The organism is Bradyrhizobium viridifuturi (assembly GCF_001238275.1).
Taxonomy (GTDB): domain Bacteria; phylum Pseudomonadota; class Alphaproteobacteria; order Rhizobiales; family Xanthobacteraceae; genus Bradyrhizobium; species Bradyrhizobium viridifuturi.
In genome coordinates this window covers 1-18,626 of record NZ_LGTB01000031.1, presented here as the reverse complement: position 1 = coordinate 18,626, position 18,626 = coordinate 1, and the positions used below count along the sequence as shown (strand labels likewise).

At 65.3% G+C, this 18,626-nt stretch carries 24 protein-coding genes; 18 read left to right on the top strand and 6 right to left on the bottom strand.

Annotated features, from left to right (window positions below):
* Nucleotides 1-19: 19 nt before the first annotated feature.
* The 6 genes from ALC15_RS43510 to ALC15_RS25960 all read left to right on the top strand — a co-directional run bounded on the left by ALC15_RS43510 (nucleotide 20) and on the right by ALC15_RS25960 (nucleotide 3,874).
* Entirely contained in the window at nucleotides 20-229 is a 210-nt protein-coding gene (locus tag ALC15_RS43510) for a hypothetical protein (RefSeq protein WP_128089584.1), read from the top strand.
* 163 nt (nucleotides 230-392) lie between these two features.
* Nucleotides 393-773: a YciI family protein gene (locus tag ALC15_RS25980; RefSeq protein WP_050629806.1), complete on the top strand. Its 381-nt coding sequence runs from the start codon at nucleotides 393-395 to the stop codon at nucleotides 771-773.
* The gene (locus tag ALC15_RS25975) at nucleotides 770-2,047 is read left to right on the top strand and encodes an RNA polymerase sigma factor (protein ID WP_050629725.1); all 1,278 of its coding nucleotides are present in this window, start codon (nucleotides 770-772) and stop codon (nucleotides 2,045-2,047) included. The genes ALC15_RS25980 and ALC15_RS25975 overlap by 4 nt, the downstream gene beginning before the upstream one ends.
* A gap of 355 nt (nucleotides 2,048-2,402) precedes the next feature.
* Nucleotides 2,403-2,813 (top strand): DoxX family protein, encoded by a 411-nt coding sequence (locus ALC15_RS25970; protein WP_050629724.1) that lies wholly within the window; start codon nucleotides 2,403-2,405, stop codon nucleotides 2,811-2,813.
* A gap of 33 nt (nucleotides 2,814-2,846) precedes the next feature.
* Nucleotides 2,847-3,383 carry an SRPBCC family protein gene (locus ALC15_RS25965; RefSeq protein ID WP_050629723.1) on the top strand — a complete coding sequence of 179 codons (537 nt, stop codon included), beginning with the start codon at nucleotides 2,847-2,849 and terminating at the stop codon, nucleotides 3,381-3,383.
* A 71-nt stretch (nucleotides 3,384-3,454) separates the two neighbouring features.
* Entirely contained in the window at nucleotides 3,455-3,874 is a 420-nt protein-coding gene (locus ALC15_RS25960; protein ID WP_050629722.1) for a VOC family protein, read from the top strand.
* Nucleotides 3,875-4,079: 205 nt separating this feature from the next.
* Here the strand turns inward: ALC15_RS25960 and ALC15_RS25955 are convergent, their stop codons facing one another.
* Both ALC15_RS25955 and cobT read right to left on the bottom strand, forming a co-directional pair.
* Entirely contained in the window at nucleotides 4,080-4,496 is a 417-nt protein-coding gene (locus ALC15_RS25955) for a hypothetical protein (RefSeq protein ID WP_430649190.1), read from the bottom strand.
* Between the two features lie 103 nt (nucleotides 4,497-4,599).
* The gene (gene cobT, locus ALC15_RS25950; protein WP_050629720.1) at nucleotides 4,600-5,613 is read right to left on the bottom strand and encodes a nicotinate-nucleotide--dimethylbenzimidazole phosphoribosyltransferase; all 1,014 of its coding nucleotides are present in this window, start codon (nucleotides 5,611-5,613) and stop codon (nucleotides 4,600-4,602) included.
* A gap of 177 nt (nucleotides 5,614-5,790) precedes the next feature.
* Between cobT and cobS the strand changes: the two genes are divergently transcribed.
* Together cobS and ALC15_RS25940 are read left to right on the top strand one after the other, a co-directional pair.
* Entirely contained in the window at nucleotides 5,791-6,543 is a 753-nt protein-coding gene (gene cobS, locus ALC15_RS25945) for an adenosylcobinamide-GDP ribazoletransferase (RefSeq protein WP_050629719.1), read from the top strand.
* A 6-nt stretch (nucleotides 6,544-6,549) separates the two neighbouring features.
* A complete protein-coding gene (locus ALC15_RS25940; RefSeq protein WP_050629718.1) occupies nucleotides 6,550-7,119 on the top strand; it encodes a histidine phosphatase family protein in 570 nt (189 codons plus the stop codon).
* Here the strand turns inward: ALC15_RS25940 and ALC15_RS25935 are convergent.
* Complete coding sequence (locus ALC15_RS25935; RefSeq protein ID WP_050629805.1) at nucleotides 7,116-7,901, bottom strand: SDR family NAD(P)-dependent oxidoreductase; 786 nt, start codon at nucleotides 7,899-7,901, stop codon at nucleotides 7,116-7,118. The genes ALC15_RS25940 and ALC15_RS25935 overlap by 4 nt on opposite strands.
* Nucleotides 7,902-8,066: 165 nt before the next feature.
* Entirely contained in the window at nucleotides 8,067-9,737 is a 1,671-nt protein-coding gene (locus ALC15_RS25930) for a methyl-accepting chemotaxis protein (protein WP_050629717.1), read from the bottom strand.
* A gap of 486 nt (nucleotides 9,738-10,223) precedes the next feature.
* Here ALC15_RS25930 and ALC15_RS25925 point away from each other — a divergent pair, with 486 nt between their 5' ends.
* From ALC15_RS25925 to ALC15_RS25885, 9 genes are all read left to right on the top strand, one after another.
* Nucleotides 10,224-10,877 (top strand): glutathione S-transferase family protein, encoded by a 654-nt coding sequence (locus ALC15_RS25925; RefSeq protein ID WP_050629716.1) that lies wholly within the window; start codon nucleotides 10,224-10,226, stop codon nucleotides 10,875-10,877.
* Nucleotides 10,878-11,031: 154 nt separating this feature from the next.
* Nucleotides 11,032-11,403: a nuclear transport factor 2 family protein gene (locus ALC15_RS25920; protein WP_050629715.1), complete on the top strand. Its 372-nt coding sequence runs from the start codon at nucleotides 11,032-11,034 to the stop codon at nucleotides 11,401-11,403.
* 71 nt (nucleotides 11,404-11,474) lie between these two features.
* Nucleotides 11,475-12,683, top strand: coding sequence for a serine hydrolase domain-containing protein (locus ALC15_RS25915; protein ID WP_050629714.1), 1,209 nt, complete (start codon nucleotides 11,475-11,477; stop codon nucleotides 12,681-12,683).
* A 123-nt stretch (nucleotides 12,684-12,806) separates the two neighbouring features.
* Nucleotides 12,807-13,223 (top strand): YciI family protein, encoded by a 417-nt coding sequence (locus tag ALC15_RS25910; RefSeq protein WP_050629713.1) that lies wholly within the window; start codon nucleotides 12,807-12,809, stop codon nucleotides 13,221-13,223.
* A 155-nt stretch (nucleotides 13,224-13,378) separates the two neighbouring features.
* Nucleotides 13,379-13,804 (top strand): YciI family protein, encoded by a 426-nt coding sequence (locus tag ALC15_RS25905; RefSeq protein ID WP_050629712.1) that lies wholly within the window; start codon nucleotides 13,379-13,381, stop codon nucleotides 13,802-13,804.
* A gap of 145 nt (nucleotides 13,805-13,949) precedes the next feature.
* Nucleotides 13,950-14,315, top strand: a complete 366-nt coding sequence (locus ALC15_RS25900; RefSeq protein WP_050629711.1) for a YciI family protein — start codon at nucleotides 13,950-13,952, stop codon at nucleotides 14,313-14,315.
* Nucleotides 14,316-14,415: 100 nt separating this feature from the next.
* Nucleotides 14,416-14,949, top strand: coding sequence for a dihydrofolate reductase family protein (locus tag ALC15_RS25895; RefSeq protein WP_050629710.1), 534 nt, complete (start codon nucleotides 14,416-14,418; stop codon nucleotides 14,947-14,949).
* Between the two features lie 93 nt (nucleotides 14,950-15,042).
* Nucleotides 15,043-15,756 carry a TetR/AcrR family transcriptional regulator gene (locus ALC15_RS25890; RefSeq protein WP_050629709.1) on the top strand — a complete coding sequence of 238 codons (714 nt, stop codon included), beginning with the start codon at nucleotides 15,043-15,045 and terminating at the stop codon, nucleotides 15,754-15,756.
* 129 nt (nucleotides 15,757-15,885) lie between these two features.
* Nucleotides 15,886-16,377, top strand: coding sequence for a DUF2852 domain-containing protein (locus tag ALC15_RS25885; protein ID WP_021080144.1), 492 nt, complete (start codon nucleotides 15,886-15,888; stop codon nucleotides 16,375-16,377).
* A gap of 105 nt (nucleotides 16,378-16,482) precedes the next feature.
* Here the strand turns inward: ALC15_RS25885 and ALC15_RS25880 are convergent, their stop codons facing one another.
* Entirely contained in the window at nucleotides 16,483-16,782 is a 300-nt protein-coding gene (locus ALC15_RS25880) for a DUF6678 family protein (RefSeq protein ID WP_050629804.1), read from the bottom strand.
* 149 nt (nucleotides 16,783-16,931) lie between these two features.
* Between ALC15_RS25880 and ALC15_RS25875 the strand changes: the two genes are divergently transcribed.
* Nucleotides 16,932-17,696 carry a serine acetyltransferase domain-containing protein gene (locus ALC15_RS25875; protein WP_050629708.1) on the top strand — a complete coding sequence of 255 codons (765 nt, stop codon included), beginning with the start codon at nucleotides 16,932-16,934 and terminating at the stop codon, nucleotides 17,694-17,696.
* Between the two features lie 29 nt (nucleotides 17,697-17,725).
* On the opposite strand, the gene ALC15_RS25870 is transcribed toward ALC15_RS25875, so the two are convergent.
* A complete protein-coding gene (locus ALC15_RS25870) occupies nucleotides 17,726-18,484 on the bottom strand; it encodes a haloacid dehalogenase type II (protein ID WP_244486266.1) in 759 nt (252 codons plus the stop codon).
* Between the last annotated feature and the right edge of the window lie 142 nt (nucleotides 18,485-18,626).

Sequence of the window (18,626 nt, the reverse complement as noted above, 5' to 3'; positions counted from 1 at the left end):
CGGCCAGAGCCGTGGTCTGGTGCTCGCGAACGCCGATACGCCCGCCCAGGCGCAACCGGCCGTTGCTCCTGACCAAGCCGAGGCCCAGCCCGCGCCGTCGCAGGCCCAGCCGACCGAGGCCCCGAGGGCGCACGTGTCGCGTCCGGTGAAGCGGAGCCAGGCGAGCCGTCGGGAGAGCGACGAAGCCAAGGCGCGCCGGATCGCCGCCCGCTACGGCGTCTACTGGTGATCGCAGCATCCTCGTTGCGGTGATGGCCTGGCGCCACCGCCATGGCTTTGCGACGAGCCTCGGCCAATTCATCGTCGGCATCAGGAACCGAAATTTCTTTCGCGCCGCCTGTCGGCAGCGGGCATAATCGTTCGTTCTTGCAATGAACGGAGATGCCTTTTCGATGCTGTACGCCATCCTCTGCTATCATGACGAAGACATGGTCGGCTCCTGGAGCAAGGAGCATGACGCCTCGGTCATGCAGAAATTGTCCGTCGTGCAGGACAAGCTCGCCAAGCAGGGCAAGCTCGGCCCGGTGGCGCGGCTGTTGCCGACCACGGCCGCGACCACGCTGCGCAAGGAAAACCCGCCGCTGGTGCTGGACGGCCCGTTCGCCGAAACCAAGGAGCAGTTGCTCGGCTTCTATCTGGTCGAGGGCAAGAACCTCGACGAGGTGCTCGATATCGCGCGCGACCTCGGCGAGGCCAATCCCGGCGGTACCTATGAGATCCGTCCGGTCGGCTACTTCACTCCGGGGGGAGCCAAGGAGGGAATGAAGCCGTGAGCGTGACCGACACCGCCTGGATCGATGCCGCGCTGACGTCGGCGCGTCCCCAGGCGGTGGGCGCATTGCTGCGCTACTTCCGCAATCTCGATACCGCCGAGGAAGCCTTTCAGAACGCCTGCCTGCGGGCGCTCAAGAGCTGGCCGCAGAACGGGCCGCCGCGCGATCCGGCGTCGTGGCTGATCATGGTCGGCCGCAATGTCGCGATCGACGACATCAGGCGCAGCAAGAAGCAGGAGGCGCTGCCCGACGACGACCGGGCGATCTCCGACCTCGACGATGCCGAGGACGAGATCGCCGAGCGGCTCGACGGCTCGCATTACCGCGACGACATCCTGCGGCTGCTGTTCATCTGTTGCCACAAGGACCTGCCGCCGACCCAGCAGATTGCGCTGGCGCTGCGCATCGTCTCCGGCCTCACAGTGAAGCAGATTGCGCGCGCCTTCCTGGTCTCGGAAGCCGCGATGGAGCAGCGCATCACCCGCGCCAAGGCGCGCGTCGCCGATGCCAACGTGCCGTTCGAGACGCCGGGCGCGGTCGAGCGCAGCGAGCGCCTCGCCTCGGTCGCAGCGATGATCTATCTGATCTTCAACGAGGGCTATTCGGCGAGCGGCGACACCGCCGAAATCCGCTCGCCGCTGTGCGAGGAGGCGATCCGCCTCGCTCGCCTGCTGCTGCGGCTGTTCCAGAGCGAGCCGGAGATCATGGGGCTGACTGCGCTGCTGTTGTTGCAGCACGCCCGCGCCGCCGCGCGCTTCGACGCCGACGGCCAGGTGATCCTGCTCGACGACCAGGACCGCAGCCTGTGGAACCAGAAGCAGATCGCCGAGGGGATCGCGCTGATCGACAAGGCGATGCGCCACCGCCGCAGCGGGCCCTATCAGGTGCAGGCCGCGATCGCCGCGCTGCACGCCCGCGCGGAAAAGCCCGAGGATACCGACTGGACCCAGATCGACCTGCTCTACGGCGCGCTCGAGGTGATGCAGCCGTCGCCGGTGATCACGCTGAACCGTGCCGTTGCGGTCTCCAAGGTGAGGGGGCCGGAAGCCGCGCTCGAGATGATCGAGCCGTTGGCGCCGCGGCTCGCCAACTACTTCCATTATTTCGGCGTGCGTGGCGCCTTCCTGATGCAGCTCGGCCGCAACGAGGAAGCCCGCATCGCCTTCGACCGCGCCATTTCGCTCGCCAACACCACGGCCGAAGCCGCCCACATCCGCATGCACATCGACCGCCTGATGCGCGACAGCCAGCCGCGCAACGTGAAGGCGAAGTAGCAGCGCGCGCCTTGTTGCGCGTTGTTCGTGTCCAGTCTGAGAGACTTCCCGTGCAGTACCCCTCTCCCTAACCCTCCCCCGCAAGGGGGAGGGAACCCTTCCGCCGGTGTGTCCCTCACATGAGATCAACAACATCGCCAGCCGATCGTGTGAGGTGAGCACGAACGTCTGGCTCCCTCCCCCCTTGCGGGGGAGGGGTGGGGAGAGGGGTAAGCCCCAAGCGAGATGATCAAGGTACGCGTCGCTCTCGCAACTCTGGTGACGCCCTCCAAAAAAATCTTCCCGCGCAGTGTCGGCCTCTCATCTCACCGTTCGTCTTGATGACAGAGCATCACAAAGCGTTACGGAGCCCGTCATGCCGACGATCGTCGACACCGAAGTCTCAAAGCCCGCCCGCATCACCGGCCGTGTCATGAGCGGCGTGGTCATCCTCTTCCTGCTGTTCGATGGCGCCATCAAGCTCGTGCCGTTGCCGGTCGTCACCGAGACCATGGACAAGATGGGCTGGGGCGCGAGCGATACGTTGGCGCGTAGCCTGGGCATCATCACCATCGTCTGCACGCTGTTGTACTCGGTACCGCCGACCTCGATTCTCGGCGCCATCCTGCTCACCGGCTATCTCGGCGGCGCGATCGCATCGCATCTGCGGATCGACAGCCCGCTGTTCACGCATACGCTGTTCGGGCTCTATCTCGGCCTGATGGTGTGGGGCGGGCTCTATCTGCGCGACGGCAATCTGCGCGCGCTGTTGCCGTTCCGCCGTTAAGCTATTCCTCAAAGCATCCTTCCGGAGACAATCATGTTCGAGACCATTGCCATCGTTGCCGTCGTCCTCGCCGTCACGATCGCCGTCATTCTCATCCTCGCGGCGACCAAGCCGAGCACGTTCCGCGTCACGCGTGCGACCAGCATCAATGCGCCGGCCGAGCGGATCTTTCCGTTGATCGACGATTTCCGGCAGTGGACGGTGTGGTCGCCCTACGAGAACCGGGACCCGGACATGAAGCGCAGCTACGACGGCGCCGGGCGCGGGCAGGGCGCGGTCTATGCCTGGGACGGCAACAAGAATGTCGGCACCGGCCGCATGGAGATACTGCAGTCGTCGGCGCCGTCGAAGGTCGTCATCAAGCTCGACTTCCTCAAGCCGTTCGAGGGCCACAACACCGCCGAGTTCACAATGCTGCCGCAGGGAGATGCGACCAGCGTCACATGGACCATGTATGGTCCGGCCGTCTTCATGTCGAAGGTGATGCAGGTGTTCATGAACCTGGACCACATGATCGGCAAGGATTTCGAGGTCGGTCTCGCCAATCTGAAGAAGCTGACGGAAAAATAGCGTTTTCGAGCGAAGTGGTTTACCGGTTCGCGTGAAGAAGACGCGCCAGAACCTACCCCAGGGAGCATGCGATGCAGGTCAACCCCTATCTCTCCTACGATGGCAATTGCGGCGCCGCGCTGAACTTCTACCAGAAGGTGCTCGGTGCGCGGATCGAGGAAACCTATCCCTACGGCGAGGGCAATCCACAGATGCAGACGCCGCCGGGATGGAAGGACAAGATCATGCATGCCCGCCTTACGATCGACGGCGAGATCATCATGGCCTCTGACGCGCCGCCCGGCCATTTCCAGAAGCCGCAGGGCTTCCACGTCTCGCTGCAGGTCGAGGATCCCGCCGAGGCGGAACGCCGCTTCAAGGCGCTGTCCGAAGGCGGCACGGTCACCATGCCGTTCGGCAAGACCTTCTTCTCCAACGGCTTCGGCATGTGTGTCGATCAGTTCGGCATCCCCTGGATGGTGAACTGCCCGCAGGATGTAGGCCAACACTAAGTCCGTCCTGGCGCCTTGTACCTCATTCTATCGCCGTCGTCCTGAGGTGGCCGCTTCTTCAGCGGCCCTCGAAGGATCGACGGCCACCAGCCGGCCGCACATCCTTCGAGGCTCGCTCCGCTCGCATCTCCAGCGACAAAGGCGAAGCCTTTGCGCGGGGATGACGGAATCGGTAGCGGCGGTTGTCAGGTCGGTCAGATAGCCCTTACCGGCACCGCGGATAGATCGCGGCCAGCTCGCGGCCGCGCAGCAGCAGCAGGCGCGAGGTCAGGCCGCCGCGGCGCACGATCCAGCCGCGCACCGGCGCCGGATAGGCTTGCAGCACCGCCTCGGACGCTTCCGGCTCCGCGTAGGTGCGGCCGCGCTGGTCGATCGAGCGTGCGGCGTGGAAGCCGAGCACGGCGCGCCGTGTCACGCAGATGCGGTCGCCCGGCACCATCGAGAGCACCAGCGTGCAGGCCGACAGGCACGGCCCGTCGATCACGACGCGCTCGCCGGACTCGCGCACCTTGTCGAACAGATCGATGAACGGACCGACCTGTCCGCCGGGGCTGGCGAGAATGCGAACGTCTGCTTCAGCGCTTGAGACATCGGCAAGCAGCGCCGCCATCCCCAAGATCATGATCGTCCAGATCGCCCCGATGCGCATGCGGCGGTTCCTTCCGTTGACGTCGCTCCGGCTCGTGCCAGGCGCCAGTTAGGCTAGCCCATGCGGCGACAGTTTGTCAGTCCGCGCCGGAGACGCCGGCCTCGGCGAAGGTCGCCATGCCGCCGTGGCAGGCGAGCGCCGCGCGCAGCAGCAGGATCGCGATCCCCGCGCCGGAGGCTTCGCCGAGCCGCATCTCGAGATCGAGCAGGGGCGCAAGCTGAAGTTCGCGCAGCAATTCGCGATGGCCGAGTTCGGCCGAGACGTGGCCGGCGCGGCAATGCGCGAGGCCATTGGGCGCCAGCCGCGCCAGCGGCAGCACCGCCGAGGTTGCGACGAAGCCGTCGAGCAGCACCGGAATCGATCTCGCACGCGCCGCCAGCACGGCGCCGAAGATGGCCGCAAGCTCGCGCCCGCCGAGCGCGACTGCGACCGCGAGCGGATCGCCGAGCAGGTTGCGATGCATTTTCAGCGCGGTGTCGATCGTGGCGCGCTTGCGCAGCAGGCCGGCATCGTCGACGCCGGTGCCGCGGCCGGCCCAGCGCGCGCCGCGCCCGCCCATCAATGCCGCGCACAGCGTCGCCGCCACCGTGGTGTTGGCAATCCCCATCTCGCCGACCACGAGCAAATCGCATTGTTCGGGCACCGTGCGCCAGCCGGTGTCGAGCGCAACCAGGAAATCGGCGCCGTCCATTGCCGTTGCCATGGTGAAATCGCGGGTCGGACGCGCGAGCTCGAGCGCCTCGACGCGGAGCTCGGCCCCGGCCAGTTTTGCGATCTGGTTGATCGCGGCACCGCCCGCGGCAAAATTCGCCACCATCTGCGCGGTGACCTCGGACGGGTAGGCGGAGACGCCGCGCTCGGCGATGCCGTGATTGCCGGCGAACACCGCGATCGTGACCTTATCGAGCCGGGGAATCTCGCGCTCCTGCCAGCGCGCCAGCCAGATCGCAGCGTCCTCCAGCCGGCCGAGGCTGCCCGGCGGTTTGGTCAGGTTCTGCTGGCGAACCGTAGCGGCCGCGGCGCTGGCCTCGTCGCCTTGGGGCAGGTCGCGACAGAAGCTACGGATGTCGTCTAGAGTACTGAACTGCATGCGATTCCCTCGTCGAGCGGGCCGCAAGCTAAAGCATGATCCGGAAAAGCGTGAAGCGGTTTTCCCTCCTGACAAACGCCTGGCGTTTGTGCGGAGATCATGCCCTAACAAGAAGCTCAAGCGCGATGAGATTGAGCCCGATCCCATCGCGCTTTAGCCCAATTTCCAGCCTTCACCATGAATCAATGGCTCGACGATCTCAGGATCGCCACCGCCTTCCTGACCCGGCTGCCGATGCCGCATCCGGACGGCGCGCGGCCGGAGAGTTTTGCGCGGGCGCAGCGGCTGTTTCCGCTGGTCGGGGCCGGCATCGGGGCTGCGATCGGCCTGTTCTGCCTGCTGCTGCGGTCGATCGGCGTGCCGGACCTTGCCGCGGCGGCACTGGCACTCGGTAGCAGCGCGCTGCTGACCGGCGCGCTGCATGAGGACGGGCTTGCCGACGTCGCCGACGGGTTCGGCGGCGGCCGCGATGTCGCGGCCAAGCTCGAGATCATGCGTGACAGCCGGCTCGGCACCTATGGCGCGCTGGCGCTGTTGGTGAGCTTTGCCACCAAGCTTGCGGCGCTGGCTGCGCTTTCCGACGGCATCGTGGTGCAGGGCCTGATCGCGGCGCATGCGCTCGGCCGCGGCGTGCTGCCGTGGATCGCGATCAGCCTGCCTTACGCCCGGAAAGATGGTCTCGCCGCCAATGCCGGCCGGCCCGATGGTGCGATCGCGGCGGTCGCGGCCGGCATCGCACTTTTGATCGCAATCCTTGCTCTGCCCCTGGGCAGCGCGCTGCTGGCGGCGATCGCGGCCGGCGCCAGCGCACTGATCATGATGCAATTGGCAAGGCGGCAGATCGGCGGCCAGACCGGCGATGTGCTTGGCGCTGCCGAGCAGGTCGCGGAGACTGCGATCCTGGTGTTGCTCGCAGCGCGGTTGGGGTGAGCAGCAATGGATCACGAAACGCATCTCTGGCTGATCCGCCACGCGCCGGTCGATGGTCCGCGCGGTGTGATCCATGCGCCGGATGCACCGGCGGACCTCGGCGATGCCGCGGCCTTCGCCGCATTGCAGGCGCGGCTTCCGATTGAAGCGGTCGCGGTCTGCAGCCCGGCACGTCGCACAACCGAGACCGCAGCCCGGCTCGGTCTCACGGCAACGAAAGACGACGCTTTTCGCGAGCAGGATTTCGGCGAGTGGACTGGCCGTCGCCACAGCGAGATCGAGCAGGAGCTCGGCGCCGAGGCCTATCGCGCGTTCTGGAATTCGCCGGGGACCAACCGGCCGCCTGGCGGCGAAAGCTTTGCCGACCAGATCGCGCGTGCGCGGACAGGGCTAACTCGCCTGCCGGCAGGCGACGTCGTGCTGGTCGTGCATTCCGGCACCATCCGCGCGATCCTCGCGATCGCACTCGATCTCGCGCCGGAGCTTGCGCTGCGCTTCGTGATCGACCCGCTGTCGCTCGCGCGGATCGACCGGTTGTCGGATGCGTGGCGTGTCGTTGCCGTGAACGGGCGTTAGCCATTTCGCCGCTCGCCGCGCAGGGTCGGCAGGCCGATGCCGGCAGCGTCGAAGCCGCCGTCGACGGCGAGGATCTGTCCGGTGATGTAGCTTGAGCGATCCGAGCACAGGAAAAAGATTGCCTCTGCCAGCTCCTCTTCCAGTCCATAGCGGTTGAGCGGGATGGCGTCGTGATAGTCGGCGCGGATCTCCGGCGTGTGCACGGCCTTGGCCATCGCGGTCTCGACCGGTCCAGGTGCCACGCCGTTGACACGGATGCCGAGCGAGGCGAGCTCGACCGCGAGCTGCTTGGTGAGGTGCGCGAGGCCGGCCTTGCTGGTGCCGTAGGCCGAGCGCAGCGTCGAGGCGCGCACCGCCGAGATCGAGGTGATGTTGACGATCGCGCCGCCATGCTCGCGCATCGCCGGCGCCGCCGCCTTGGTGCACAGGAACGGGCCGGTGAGGTTGACCGCCATGATCCGGTTCCAGTCGGCGTCGGAGGTCTCCAGCACCGGCGCGAACACCGCCGTGCCGGCGTTGTTGACCAGCGCGTCGAGCCGGCCGAAGCGGGCCGTGATCGCGGCAATCGCCTTGGTCACGCCATCGGCGTCGGATACGTCGCAGGTCAGCGCCAGGGTGGCGTCGGGCTGCTTGAGCGCCGCAACGGCGCTTTCCAGCAATGCGCCCTCGATGTCGAGCAGCGCGACGCGCCAGCCGTCAGCAAGAAAGCGCTTCGCCGCGGCAAGCCCGATGCCGCGCGCGGCGCCGGTCACGAGCGCGACTTTGTGTGCTGAGGGGGTCATCGGGCGGTCCATCGGTTCGGGCAGGAAGCCCCGACCGTCTGCGACCTTTACCGTAGCGTGTCAACCCGGGGGAGGTGCTTCGTCCCGAGAAGACGGAAAGGCGCGTCTCGAAGGATGCGCGACCCCCAGCCCGGGCCGTTCATCCTTCGAGGATCGCACCGCTGCCTACGCCGCGAGCTCGGCGGAGGCGCGCTGCATGTTGGTGGACATGTCCTGCGTCACGATGCTCTGCTCCTCGACCGCCGCGGCGGTGGAGGTGATGTATTCGTTGACGCCGGCAATCGCAGCCTTGATCTCGGAGAGCGAGCTCGCCACCGCGGCGGCGATCGAGTTCAGCGCATCGATTTCCGAGGAGATCGTGTCGGTCGCCTGCTTTGCCTGGTTGGCGAGGCTCTTCACCTCGGAGGCGACCACTGCGAAGCCGCGGCCGGCTTCGCCCGCGCGCGCCGATTCGATCGTGGCGTTGAGCGCCAGCAGGTTGATCTGCCCGGTGATGCTCGAGATCATCTCGACGATGCCGCTCATCGCTTGAGCGGCGGCATTGAGCTTCTGCGCCTGGCCGTCGGCGGCCTCGACGCGGCCGGTGGCGACCGCGGCGTTCTGCTTCGACTTGGTCATGGTCTCCGAGATCTCGCGGATCGAGGCGCTCATCTCCTCGCTGCCGGCGGCAACCGCTTCGATCAGGCCGCGCGCGCTGTCGGCCTTCTTGCGGCCGATCGCCTGCGCGGTAATGTCGGTGGCGTATTTCACCACCTTGTAGGGCTTGCCGTTGGGATCGAGGATCGGATTGTAGGAGGCCTGGATCCAGATCTCGCGGCCGCCCTTGGCGATGCGCTTGTACTCGGCGGCCTGAAACTCGCCGCGGTTCAGTGCGCCCCAGAATTCGCGATAGGCCTGCGAACTCGCCTCGACCGGCTCCACGAACATGCTGTGATGCCGGCCCTGGATCTCGGCCAGCGAATAGCCCATCGCGGCGAGGAAGTTCGGGTTCGCGGAGCGGATCGTGCCGTCCATGTTGAACTCGATCACCGCCTGCGACTTGCCGATCGCGTCGATCTGGCCGTCATTGTCGGCGGCCTTCAACTTCTGCTGCGTCACGTCGGTTGCGAATTTGACGACCTTGAACGGCTTGCCGCGGTCGTCGAGGATCGGATTGTAGCTGGCGAGGATCCAGATCTCCTTGCCGCCCTTGGCGATGCGCTTGAACTCGCCGGACTCGAGCTCGCCGCGGTTGAGCCGCGCCCAGAAATCGCGGTAGGCCGCGCTGTCGCGGTCGGCCGTCGGCATGAACATGCTGTGATGCTTGCCCTGGATCTCGGCGAGCGAATAGCCCATCGCGCCGAGGAAGTTCTCGTTGGCGTTGACGATGGTGCCGTCCATGTTGAACTCGATCACCGCCTGGGCACGGCCGATCGCGGCGATCTTGCCGGCATCTTCCATGCTGTGGATCTTCTGCGAGGTGATGTCGGTGGCGAATTTGATGACGCCGACCGGCTTGCCACCCTTGTCCATGATCGGGTTGTAGGAGGCCTGGATCCAGATCTCGCGACCGCCCTTGGCGATGCGCTTGTACTGGGCGGCCTGGAATTCGCCGCGGTTCAGCCGCGCCCAGAATTCGCGATAGTCGTGGCTGTCGCGGGTGGCGGGTTCGACGAACATGCTGTGGTGCTTGCCCCTGATCTCGTCGAGCGAGTAGCCCATCGCGTTCAGGAAGTTCTCGTTGGCGGTGACGATGGTGCCGTCGAGCTTGAACTCGATGACGGCCTGCGACTTGCCGATCGCTGCGGCCTGCGCCAGCGCACTGTCGATGTTTGCCTTGTTGCTGAAACTGAACATCAGGGCTCCGTGAATGTTCAAATGAAACGGGATGGAAAAGCGGATCGCGGCAACTCAAGGAAAGGTTGCAGCGAGCCGTTTAGCATCGGTAAAGCCTCGCGCCTGGCACGAACTGCACAACGCGCAATGGCTCGTGCGCATCTATTTCAATTTGCGAAGTAATTCTTTCATGTGCACGTTATCATCCATAGTCGGCATGCGATGTTTACCGTAATCTTACGGACGAAAATCGACGACAATTTTGATCTGATGTGAATCATCGGAACGGCCGGCCTTCAGCACCGCTGATAGACCCATCACGAAGTTTAATATGGCTGACTGCGTCACGGCTTGATTCAACACTTCGATTCGCGCTCTCGACCAATGCGCGTTCGCGGCGATGCGTACGCTTCGCGCCCGGCGACAACAAAATGAATCGCGGCACGAGATGTCGGCGGGGTGGTCCGTGGATCGTCCTCGGGGCACTGGTTCCATGATGGAGTTCTGATGTCACTCACCCTGCATTACCACCCGCTGTCCTCGTTCTGCTGGAAGGCGCTGGTCGCGCTCTACGAGAACGGCGCCCCGTTCACCCCGCACATGGTCAATCTCGGCGATCCCGCCGAGCGCGCGGCGCTGCTCGCCTTATGGCCGATCGGTCGCTTCCCCGTGCTGCGCGACGAGGCGCGCGGCGAGACGGTGCCTGAATCCAGCATCGTGATCGAATATCTCGACCGGCATTATCCCGGCACCGTCAGGTTGATCCCTGAGAGCCCGGAGCTCGCGCTACAGACCCGGCTGCGCGACCGCTTCCTCGATCTCTATGTCCATCTGCCGATGCAGAAGGTCGTCGGCGACCGGCTGCGCCCCGCGGACAAGAAGGACCCGCATGGCGTCGCCGAGGCGCGGGCGCAGCTCCGCACCTCCTATGCGATCCTGGACCAGTACCTCGCGCATGGCGGCTGGATGATGGGTGAGCGCTTCTCGCTGGCCGATTGCGCAGCCGCGCCGGCGCTGTTCTACGGCAACAAGGTCGAGCCGATCGGGGAGGGCCACCGCCATCTGGCGGCCTATCTCGAGCGGCTGAAGGCGCGGCCGTCTTTCGCGCGCGTCTTCAACGAGGCCGAGCCCTATTTCGGCATGTTCCCCCAGGAATCCTGACCAGGTTCTGACCGGGAACCCTGGTCCGGTCCCGTCCCGAAAATAAATGACGGCGCGATGTCGCTTTCGCGCCGTTCCATTCGTCTTGTACCTGAGGCCCGGGTTCTGGAGCGCTTGGCGCTCCGGAGGCCCGGGCGATCTGTGTGGAGACGACATGGCTGCAACTGGCAACAGGGCGGAGATCATCCGCTCCCTCTTCGCCGCCTATCTCGCCAATGACCGTGCGAGCGTCGAGGCGGCGTTCGCGGAGGATTTCCGCTTCTCGACGCCCTATGGCGAGAACATCGACAAGCCGCGCTATTTCGCCGAGTGCTGGCGCGACTCGGGCTGGATCGGCCGCCACGAGATCGAGCGCATCATGGTCGACGGCGTCGAGGCCTTCGTCACCTATCGCTGCGTGGCGAAGGACGGCAAGAGCTTCCGCAACACCGAGTTCTTCGTGTTCGACGGCGACAAGGTGTCGCGGATCGACGTCTATTTCGGTCCGTCGCATCAGGACGGCGAACTCGTCAGGCAGGAGCGATAGACGGCTCCTGTGACATCGCCTGCTCGATCATGGTCATCGGGCGGGTGCGGCTTTTGTGAAGGAAACCCAAAATGACCATTGCGAGTGAAAACGGTGGCCTGTCGCAGGCCCGGCTCGGGCGCATGCGCGAGGTGCTGGCGCGCCACATCGATGATGGCGACGTCCCGGGCCTCGTGGCGCTGGTCAGCCGTCGGGGCGAGATCCATGCCGATGTGCTCGGACGCACGGCGGTGGGCGGGCCGCCGATGCAGCGCGACACCATCTTCCGCATCGCCTCGATGACCAAGCCGGTGACGGCGGCCGCAGCGATGATTTTGGTCGAGGAATGCCGGCTCAGGCTCGATGATCCCCTCGATCGCTGGCTGCCCGAGCTCGCCGACCGTCGCGTGTTGCGCACCATCGAATCCGAGGTCGATGACACGGTGCCGGCCAAGCGCGCGATCACGCTGCGCGACCTTTTGACCTTTCGTTTCGGGCTCGGCATGATACCGGTGTTTCCGGCGCGCTATCCGATCCAGATGGCGATCGCGGACGCCGGCTTCGCGCCCGGGCCGGTGTTTCCGTCGTTTCCGCCGGACGAATTGCTGCGCCGCTACGGCACGCTGCCGCTGGCCTATCAGCCCGGCGATCGCTGGCTCTACGATACGGGGAGTCCGATCCTCGGCGTCTTGATCGCGCGCGTTGCCGGAATCTCGTTCGCGGGCTTCCTGCAGGAGCGGATCTTCGGGCCGCTCGGCATGAACGATACGGCTTTCCATGTGCCGCAACACAAGCTGTCGCGGTTTGCGACCTGCTATGCCCGCGACCATGCGACCGGCGCGCTGAAGGTGTTCGACGAGCCGGCAACCGGCAAATACGCAGCACCGCCGGTGTTCGAGAACGGCAGTGCCGGGCTGGTGTCGACCGCCGACGATTTCAACGCCTTCGCCCAGATGATGCTCAATGGCGGACGGCTCGGCACCGAGCGCATCCTGTCGCGTCCCTCGGTGGAGCTGATGACCTCGAACCAGATCACGCCGGAACAACAGCTTGGCGCCGAGCTGTTACTTGGTGCGTCGCGCGGGTGGGGTTTCGGGCTGTCGGTCGTCACCGCGCGCGACGATCTCTGCCATGTGCCGGGCAGTTATGGCTGGGTCGGCGGCTATGGCACTTCCTGGTATTCCGACCCGTGCGAAGCGATGACAGGAATCCTGCTGACCCAGCGCGTGATGGATGCTCCGCAGCCGCCCGCGGTGTTTTCCGATTTCTGGACGCTCGCCTACCAGGCGATCGATGACTAGCGCAGAGCCTGCGTCAATGACGTCGAAGATAATTTCAATGGTCGTGTCGGGAGCGCAAACCGTCCGTCGTCTTTCAACCGAGCGCCGGTGCTGAGATCGGCAGAGAGACAACGGAGCACGACGATGAAGTTCATGGTGATCGTGAAGGCGAACAGGGATACCGAGGCCGGCGTGATGCCGAGCACCGAGATGCTTGCCGCAATGGGCAAGTTCAACGAGGAGATGGTCAAGGCCGGCGTGATGCAGGCAGGCGAGGGGCTGCATCCGACCAACAAGGGCGCGCGGGTCAGATCTGCCGGCGGGCAGGGCACCGTGTCGCGCGGACCGTTCGGGCTGAGCAGCGATCTGGTTTGCGGCTTCTGGCTGATCGAGACCAAGTCGCTCGATGAGGCGATCGACTGGATGAAGCGCGCGCCGTTCGACAGCGGCTCCGAGATCGAGATCCGACAGGTATTTGCCGCCGAGGATTTCGGCGAGGCACTGACACCGGAGTTGCGCGAGCAGGAAGAGCGCTTGCGCGCGCAGGCAGGCAAGAAGTGACACCCGACGTCATTCCGCGATATCGCGCAGGCGGTGCGACCCGACTACATGACCTCCGTCGCAAGTCCTGGATTCCGGGTCTGTGTCTGGTGGCACATCGGGGAATGACAAGGGTGAAAATTGCGAGTGCTTCAACAGATAGGGAAATCCGACCAATGCGTTTCATGATGCTGATGATCCCGCTCGGCTACGAGTCCGCCCCCGCCAAGCTCGAGCTCGACCCCGAACGGGTCGCCGCGATGATGCGGTACAATCAGGCGCTGAAGGATGCCGGCGTGCTGATCACGCTGGAGGGTCTGCATCCGCCTGCCGCCGGCGCGCGCGTCAAGTTCGATGCCGGTGAGCCCGTCGTGATCGACGGTCCGTTCACTGAGGCCAAGGAAGTGATCGGCGGCTTCTGGATGATCGAGGTCGCCTCGCGCGCCGAAGCGATCGAATGGGCGAAGCAGTGCCCGGCCACCGCGAACGAGATGATCGAGATCCGCCAGGTGCAGGAGATGGCCGACTTCTCCGAGGAGGTGCAGCAGGCGGCCGCCACCTTCGAGCATCCGCAGGGCGGCTGGGGCAAGGCGCTGCGCTAGCGCATGATCCGGAAAACTACGCAGCGGTTTTCCGGAAAGATCATGCGCAGAGCAGAAGAGCCGAACAAGATGCGATGCCGCCGCACAGCGTCATCGCGCCAGCAATCGATCGTTGCACCATCAACCACCACAACGGAGAACCACGATGAGCACCAACACTTTCCTCGCCGTCTATCTCGGCGGCGGCAAAACCGGCGCGCGGATGGCAGCCTGGAACGCGCTGCCCGAGGCCGAGCGCCGCACCAGGGAGCAGCAGGGCATGGCCGCGTGGGGCGCCTGGGTCGAGAAGCACCACGACGTGATCGTCGAGATGGGCGGACCGCTCGGCAAGACCAAGAAGGTGGGGTCCGACGGCACCACCGACATCGCCAATCTGATGACCGGCTTCACGGTGGTGCGCGCGCCCTCGCATGAGGCGGCGGCCAAACTGTTCGAGAACCATCCGCACTTCTCGATCTTCCCGGGTGAAGCCGTGGAGATCATGCCGGTGCTGCCGATCCCCGGGCGATAGTACCGGGGTGACAGAGCCGCAAACTCGACGCACCTCTCCCGCCTGCGGCGGGAGGGGTCGTTTTCTTCCGACTTGGGTTGGTTGGATGGGGTCTTGCGCGATGGCGAAGCTCGTCTTTGGATTGAACCAGTCGCTCGACGGCTATGTCGATCACGACCAGCCGATGCCGCCGGAACCTGGGCTGTTTCGTCATTTCATCGAGCAGGTGCGCGGCACGACCGGCATGTTGTACGGCCGCCGCATGTACGAGGTGATGCGCTACTGGGACGACGACCTCCCCGATTGGAACGCGGAGGAGCGCGAGTACGCGGCCGCGTGGCGGAGCCGGCCAAAATGGGTGGTGTCGCGTTCGCTGACGTCGGTCGGGCCCAACGCGACCCTGGTCGCGGGCGATCTCGGGGCGGCGGTGCGCGAATTGAAGGCCCGGCTCGACGGTGAGATCGAAGTTGCGGGACCGGAGCTCGCGGGACGTTTGACCGAGCTCGGCCTGATCGATGAGTATCAGATCTACCTCCGACCCGTCGTGCTCGGGCGCGGCAAGCCCTTCTTCGCCGGCCCCCGTGCCCCGCTGCGCCTCTTGGCAAGCGATCGGCTGGGCGAGAACACGATCAGGTTGACCTACGTCCCCGCCTAGCCGCGCATTCGGCCCGCCGGTCCGTTAATCTTGATGATCGCGTGATCCCGCCGCTAGTGACCTTTACCGCCGGCTCATGTAAAAGCCGTTCACATGAGCTGGCGCAAGGACCAAGGCCGCGCCGAGCGCGGCTATCATCACGGCAATCTCAAAGAGGCGTTGCTGCAGGCCGCCCTCGACCTGATCTCGAAGAAGGGGCCTGCCGGCTTCACCTTCGCCGATGCCGCGCGCATGGCCGGCGTCAGCCCCGCCGCGCCCTACCGGCATTTCCGCGACCGCGACGAACTGATCGCCAGCATCGCGCAGCGCGGCTTCGAGCAATTCGAGTCTTTGCTGACCCAGGCTTGGGATGACGGCCGCCCGGATACCGTCACGGCGTTCGAGCGGGTCGGCAAGGCCTATCTCGCCTTCGCGCGCGAGGAGCCCGCGTTCTATTCCGCGATGTTCGAATCCGGCCTGCCGCCTGATGCGAATCCAACGCTGATGGCCGCAAGCGAGCGGGCGTTCGCGATCATTCGCGCCGCCGCCGAACGGCTCGCGGCACTGGCGCCGCCGGGCATGCCGCGTCCGCCGGCGATGATGATGGCGCTGCACATCTGGTCGATGTCGCACGGAGTCGCCTCGCTGTTCGGCCGCGGCGATGCCGCGCGGCGCAAGCTGCCGATGTCGCCGGAGGAATTGCTCGAGGCCGAAGTGCTGATCTATCTGCGCGGCCTCGGCTTCCGGACCGATCAGAGGCCTGGAACCGCGGCGGCCGACGACAAGCCGGCGGGCGAGAAGGCTGGTCCGTGGGGCAAGCCGAAATAAGGTTCAACGGCTAAGCCAAAAATAATCCGAGGGGTGCGTCATCCGCGCTGCTTGACTTTCCCGGGGGATGGGCTACCTATGTAAATGTTATTTACATTCACAACGGCGTGATGCGTGATGGAGAAGGAAATGGCCTACACCGCTGATGTCAATCGCTGGCGCGGCCCCGTTGAAGAGCCCTACCGTCCCTACTTCTACGCGACGCCGTGGCATCCCCTGAAGATCGCCGGGATCATCCTCGGCTTCATGATCTGGTGGCCGATCGGCCTCGCCCTTCTCTTTTTCACACTTGGGAGCAGAAAAATGGCCTGTTGGAGTCACAACGACATGGATCGCTGGCAGAACAAGATGGAGCGCATGCAGGACAAGATGGAGCGGATGAAGAGCCGCATGGAGCGCCGCGGCTTCCCGTTCGGCGGCTTCGGCCCGCCCTCCAGCGGCAACCGCGCCTTCGATGAGTACCGCCAGGACACGCTGCGCCGTCTCGAGGAAGAGCAGGTCGAGTTCAAGAACTTCCTCGATCGCCTGCGCCACGCCAAGGACAAGGAAGAGTTCGACGCCTTCATGGCGCAGCACAAGACCCGTCCGACCCCGCCGAACGACCAGCCGCCGCAGAGCTGATCACGCGAGGCAATAGCTAGCCTTCAGGCGATGTGCCCCCATAGAACCTGATGGCCCTGAGCCGCCCGTTTGCGATGAGCAAGCGGGCGGTTTGCATTTTGGGGATTACAAATAGTCGATCGCCTGCCCGGGCTCGGCGTAACCGTAGATGCGGAAGCCGTCGTCGGTCACCTCACCGGGCAGATGGATCTGCTTAATCGCCGCCAAAATGCGTTCGCGATGCTCCGCACCCTCGGCGAAAATGTCGACGGGAATGATGTCTTCATATCCACCGTTCCGGAAGTGATAGTACCAATCGCGGTCTTTGGCTGCCCGGCAACCGTTCGTGACCAATGTGCTCCAAAGCGGTGAGGGCTCGATCGCGTCCATTGCGAGCCGCAACTCATTCCACTTCGTATCGTTCATCAGCGGGTGAAGCATGGGGCACCTTGTCTAAGGCAGGGCTGAAGCCAAAATAACGAGAACCCAGTTGATCCGGAAGGTCCAAACCGGTTTGCATTTTTGTGGCGTCGCGCCCAATCTATCTTCGAATTGCGGGCAAAGAGGCATTAATCATGACGGCAGAAGCGCCAGTGAGTTCCGACGATCTCTGGCTTGCGATCCGGCGCGAGGCGGAAGCTGCTGTTGTCGCCGATCCCTTTCTCGAAGCCTCGGCCGCCTTCATCCTCGACCAGGGCGATTTCGGCGGCGCGCTCGCATTCCTGATCGGCCGGGCGATCTGCCGCGCTGATGCCGATCGCGCGCAGTTCATGCGGACCGCCCGCGAGGCGTTCGCGGCCGAGCCGGCGCTGGTCGATGCCGCGGCGACCGATCTCGTGGCGATCGTGCGCCGCGATCCCGCGATCACGGGTCTGCTGCCGCCGCTCCTCAACTTCAAGGGCTACGTCGCGCTGCAGGCCTGGCGTGTCTCGAACTGGCTGTGGCGCTTCGATCGCCCCGACCTTGCGCTGTTGATGCAGAGCGCGACTGCGGATCAGCTGCAAATCAGCATTCATCCTTCGGCCCAAATCGGAACGGCGGTGTTCCTCGATCACGGCACCGGCATCATCATCGGCGCGCTGGCCTCGGTCGGCGACGAGGTCACGATCCTGCAGAACGTCACCATCGCGCGGCATCAGGACGATCAGCGCCACGCTCCGACGATCGGCCGCGGGGTGCTGCTTAGCGCCGGCGCCACTGTCATCGGCAACCTCAGCATCGGCGATTTCGCCAAGATCGGCGCCGGTGCGCTGGTGACGTCGGATGTCCCCGCCGGCTGCACCGCCGTCGGCGTGCCGGCGCGGCTGACCAATTGCGCGGAGGCGGGCGCGCCGGTGTAAGCCGGGCACACTGACTCACCCGCGCATCGTCACGCCGGCCCGAGCGCGTCGGCGAGCTGCGTAAAGCTGTCGACATGCAGGTCGAACCAGGGCTCCGGCGCGACGTCCACCTTCGCCGCCGGTCCGAACTCCAGCGGACGAGCGACGAACGCTGTGCGCATGCCGAAGGCGCGGGCCGCCTTCAGATCATATTTGTGGCAGGCGACCATCAGGATCTTGTCGGCAGGATAGCCGAGATAGTCGACGGCGAGCTGATACACCGCCGGTGACGGCTTGTAGCTGCGCGCAAGCTCGGCGGTCAGCACGGCATCGAACGGCAGCCCGGCGTGCTTGACCACCGCCACCACAGCGGCCATGCCGGCGTTCGACAATGTCGAGGTCACGAACCGGCGGCGCAGCCGCGCCAGCCCGTCGACGCTGTCGGGCCACGCATCGAGCTTGCTCCACACCGTGTTCAGTTCGTCGCGCTCGTCCCTGGAGAAAGCTTTCGAGAGCTCGTGGCGATCGAGCAGCACATCCAGCGCCTCGCGATAGATGCGGTCCACCCTGATCCACGGCCGCTTGCCGGCGATCACGTCGTCGAGCGCGGCACGATAGAGATCGCGCCACTCGCTTGAGAGTTTTGCCCAGTCGAGCGCGAGCCCCTTCGCGGCGTTGACGGCTTGCCCGGCACGCAGGATCGGCCGATAGAAGTCGACGCACGTCCCCTGGACGTCGAACGCGATCGCGCGGATCTCATCGCGCCACGTCGCGGCCCTTGCCGGCTGCATCCCCGTCATCGCGGCCATGATCGATAGTCCCCCTGCGGTCACAAAGCTTCGTCTGGTCAGATCGGGTAGCACGGTTCTGTCCCCGGTTGCGGTATCGGAGGGCGGCGCGCGTCAGGTGGGCAAGCCAGTCAGGCTCCCTCTCCCGCTTGCGGGGGGAGGG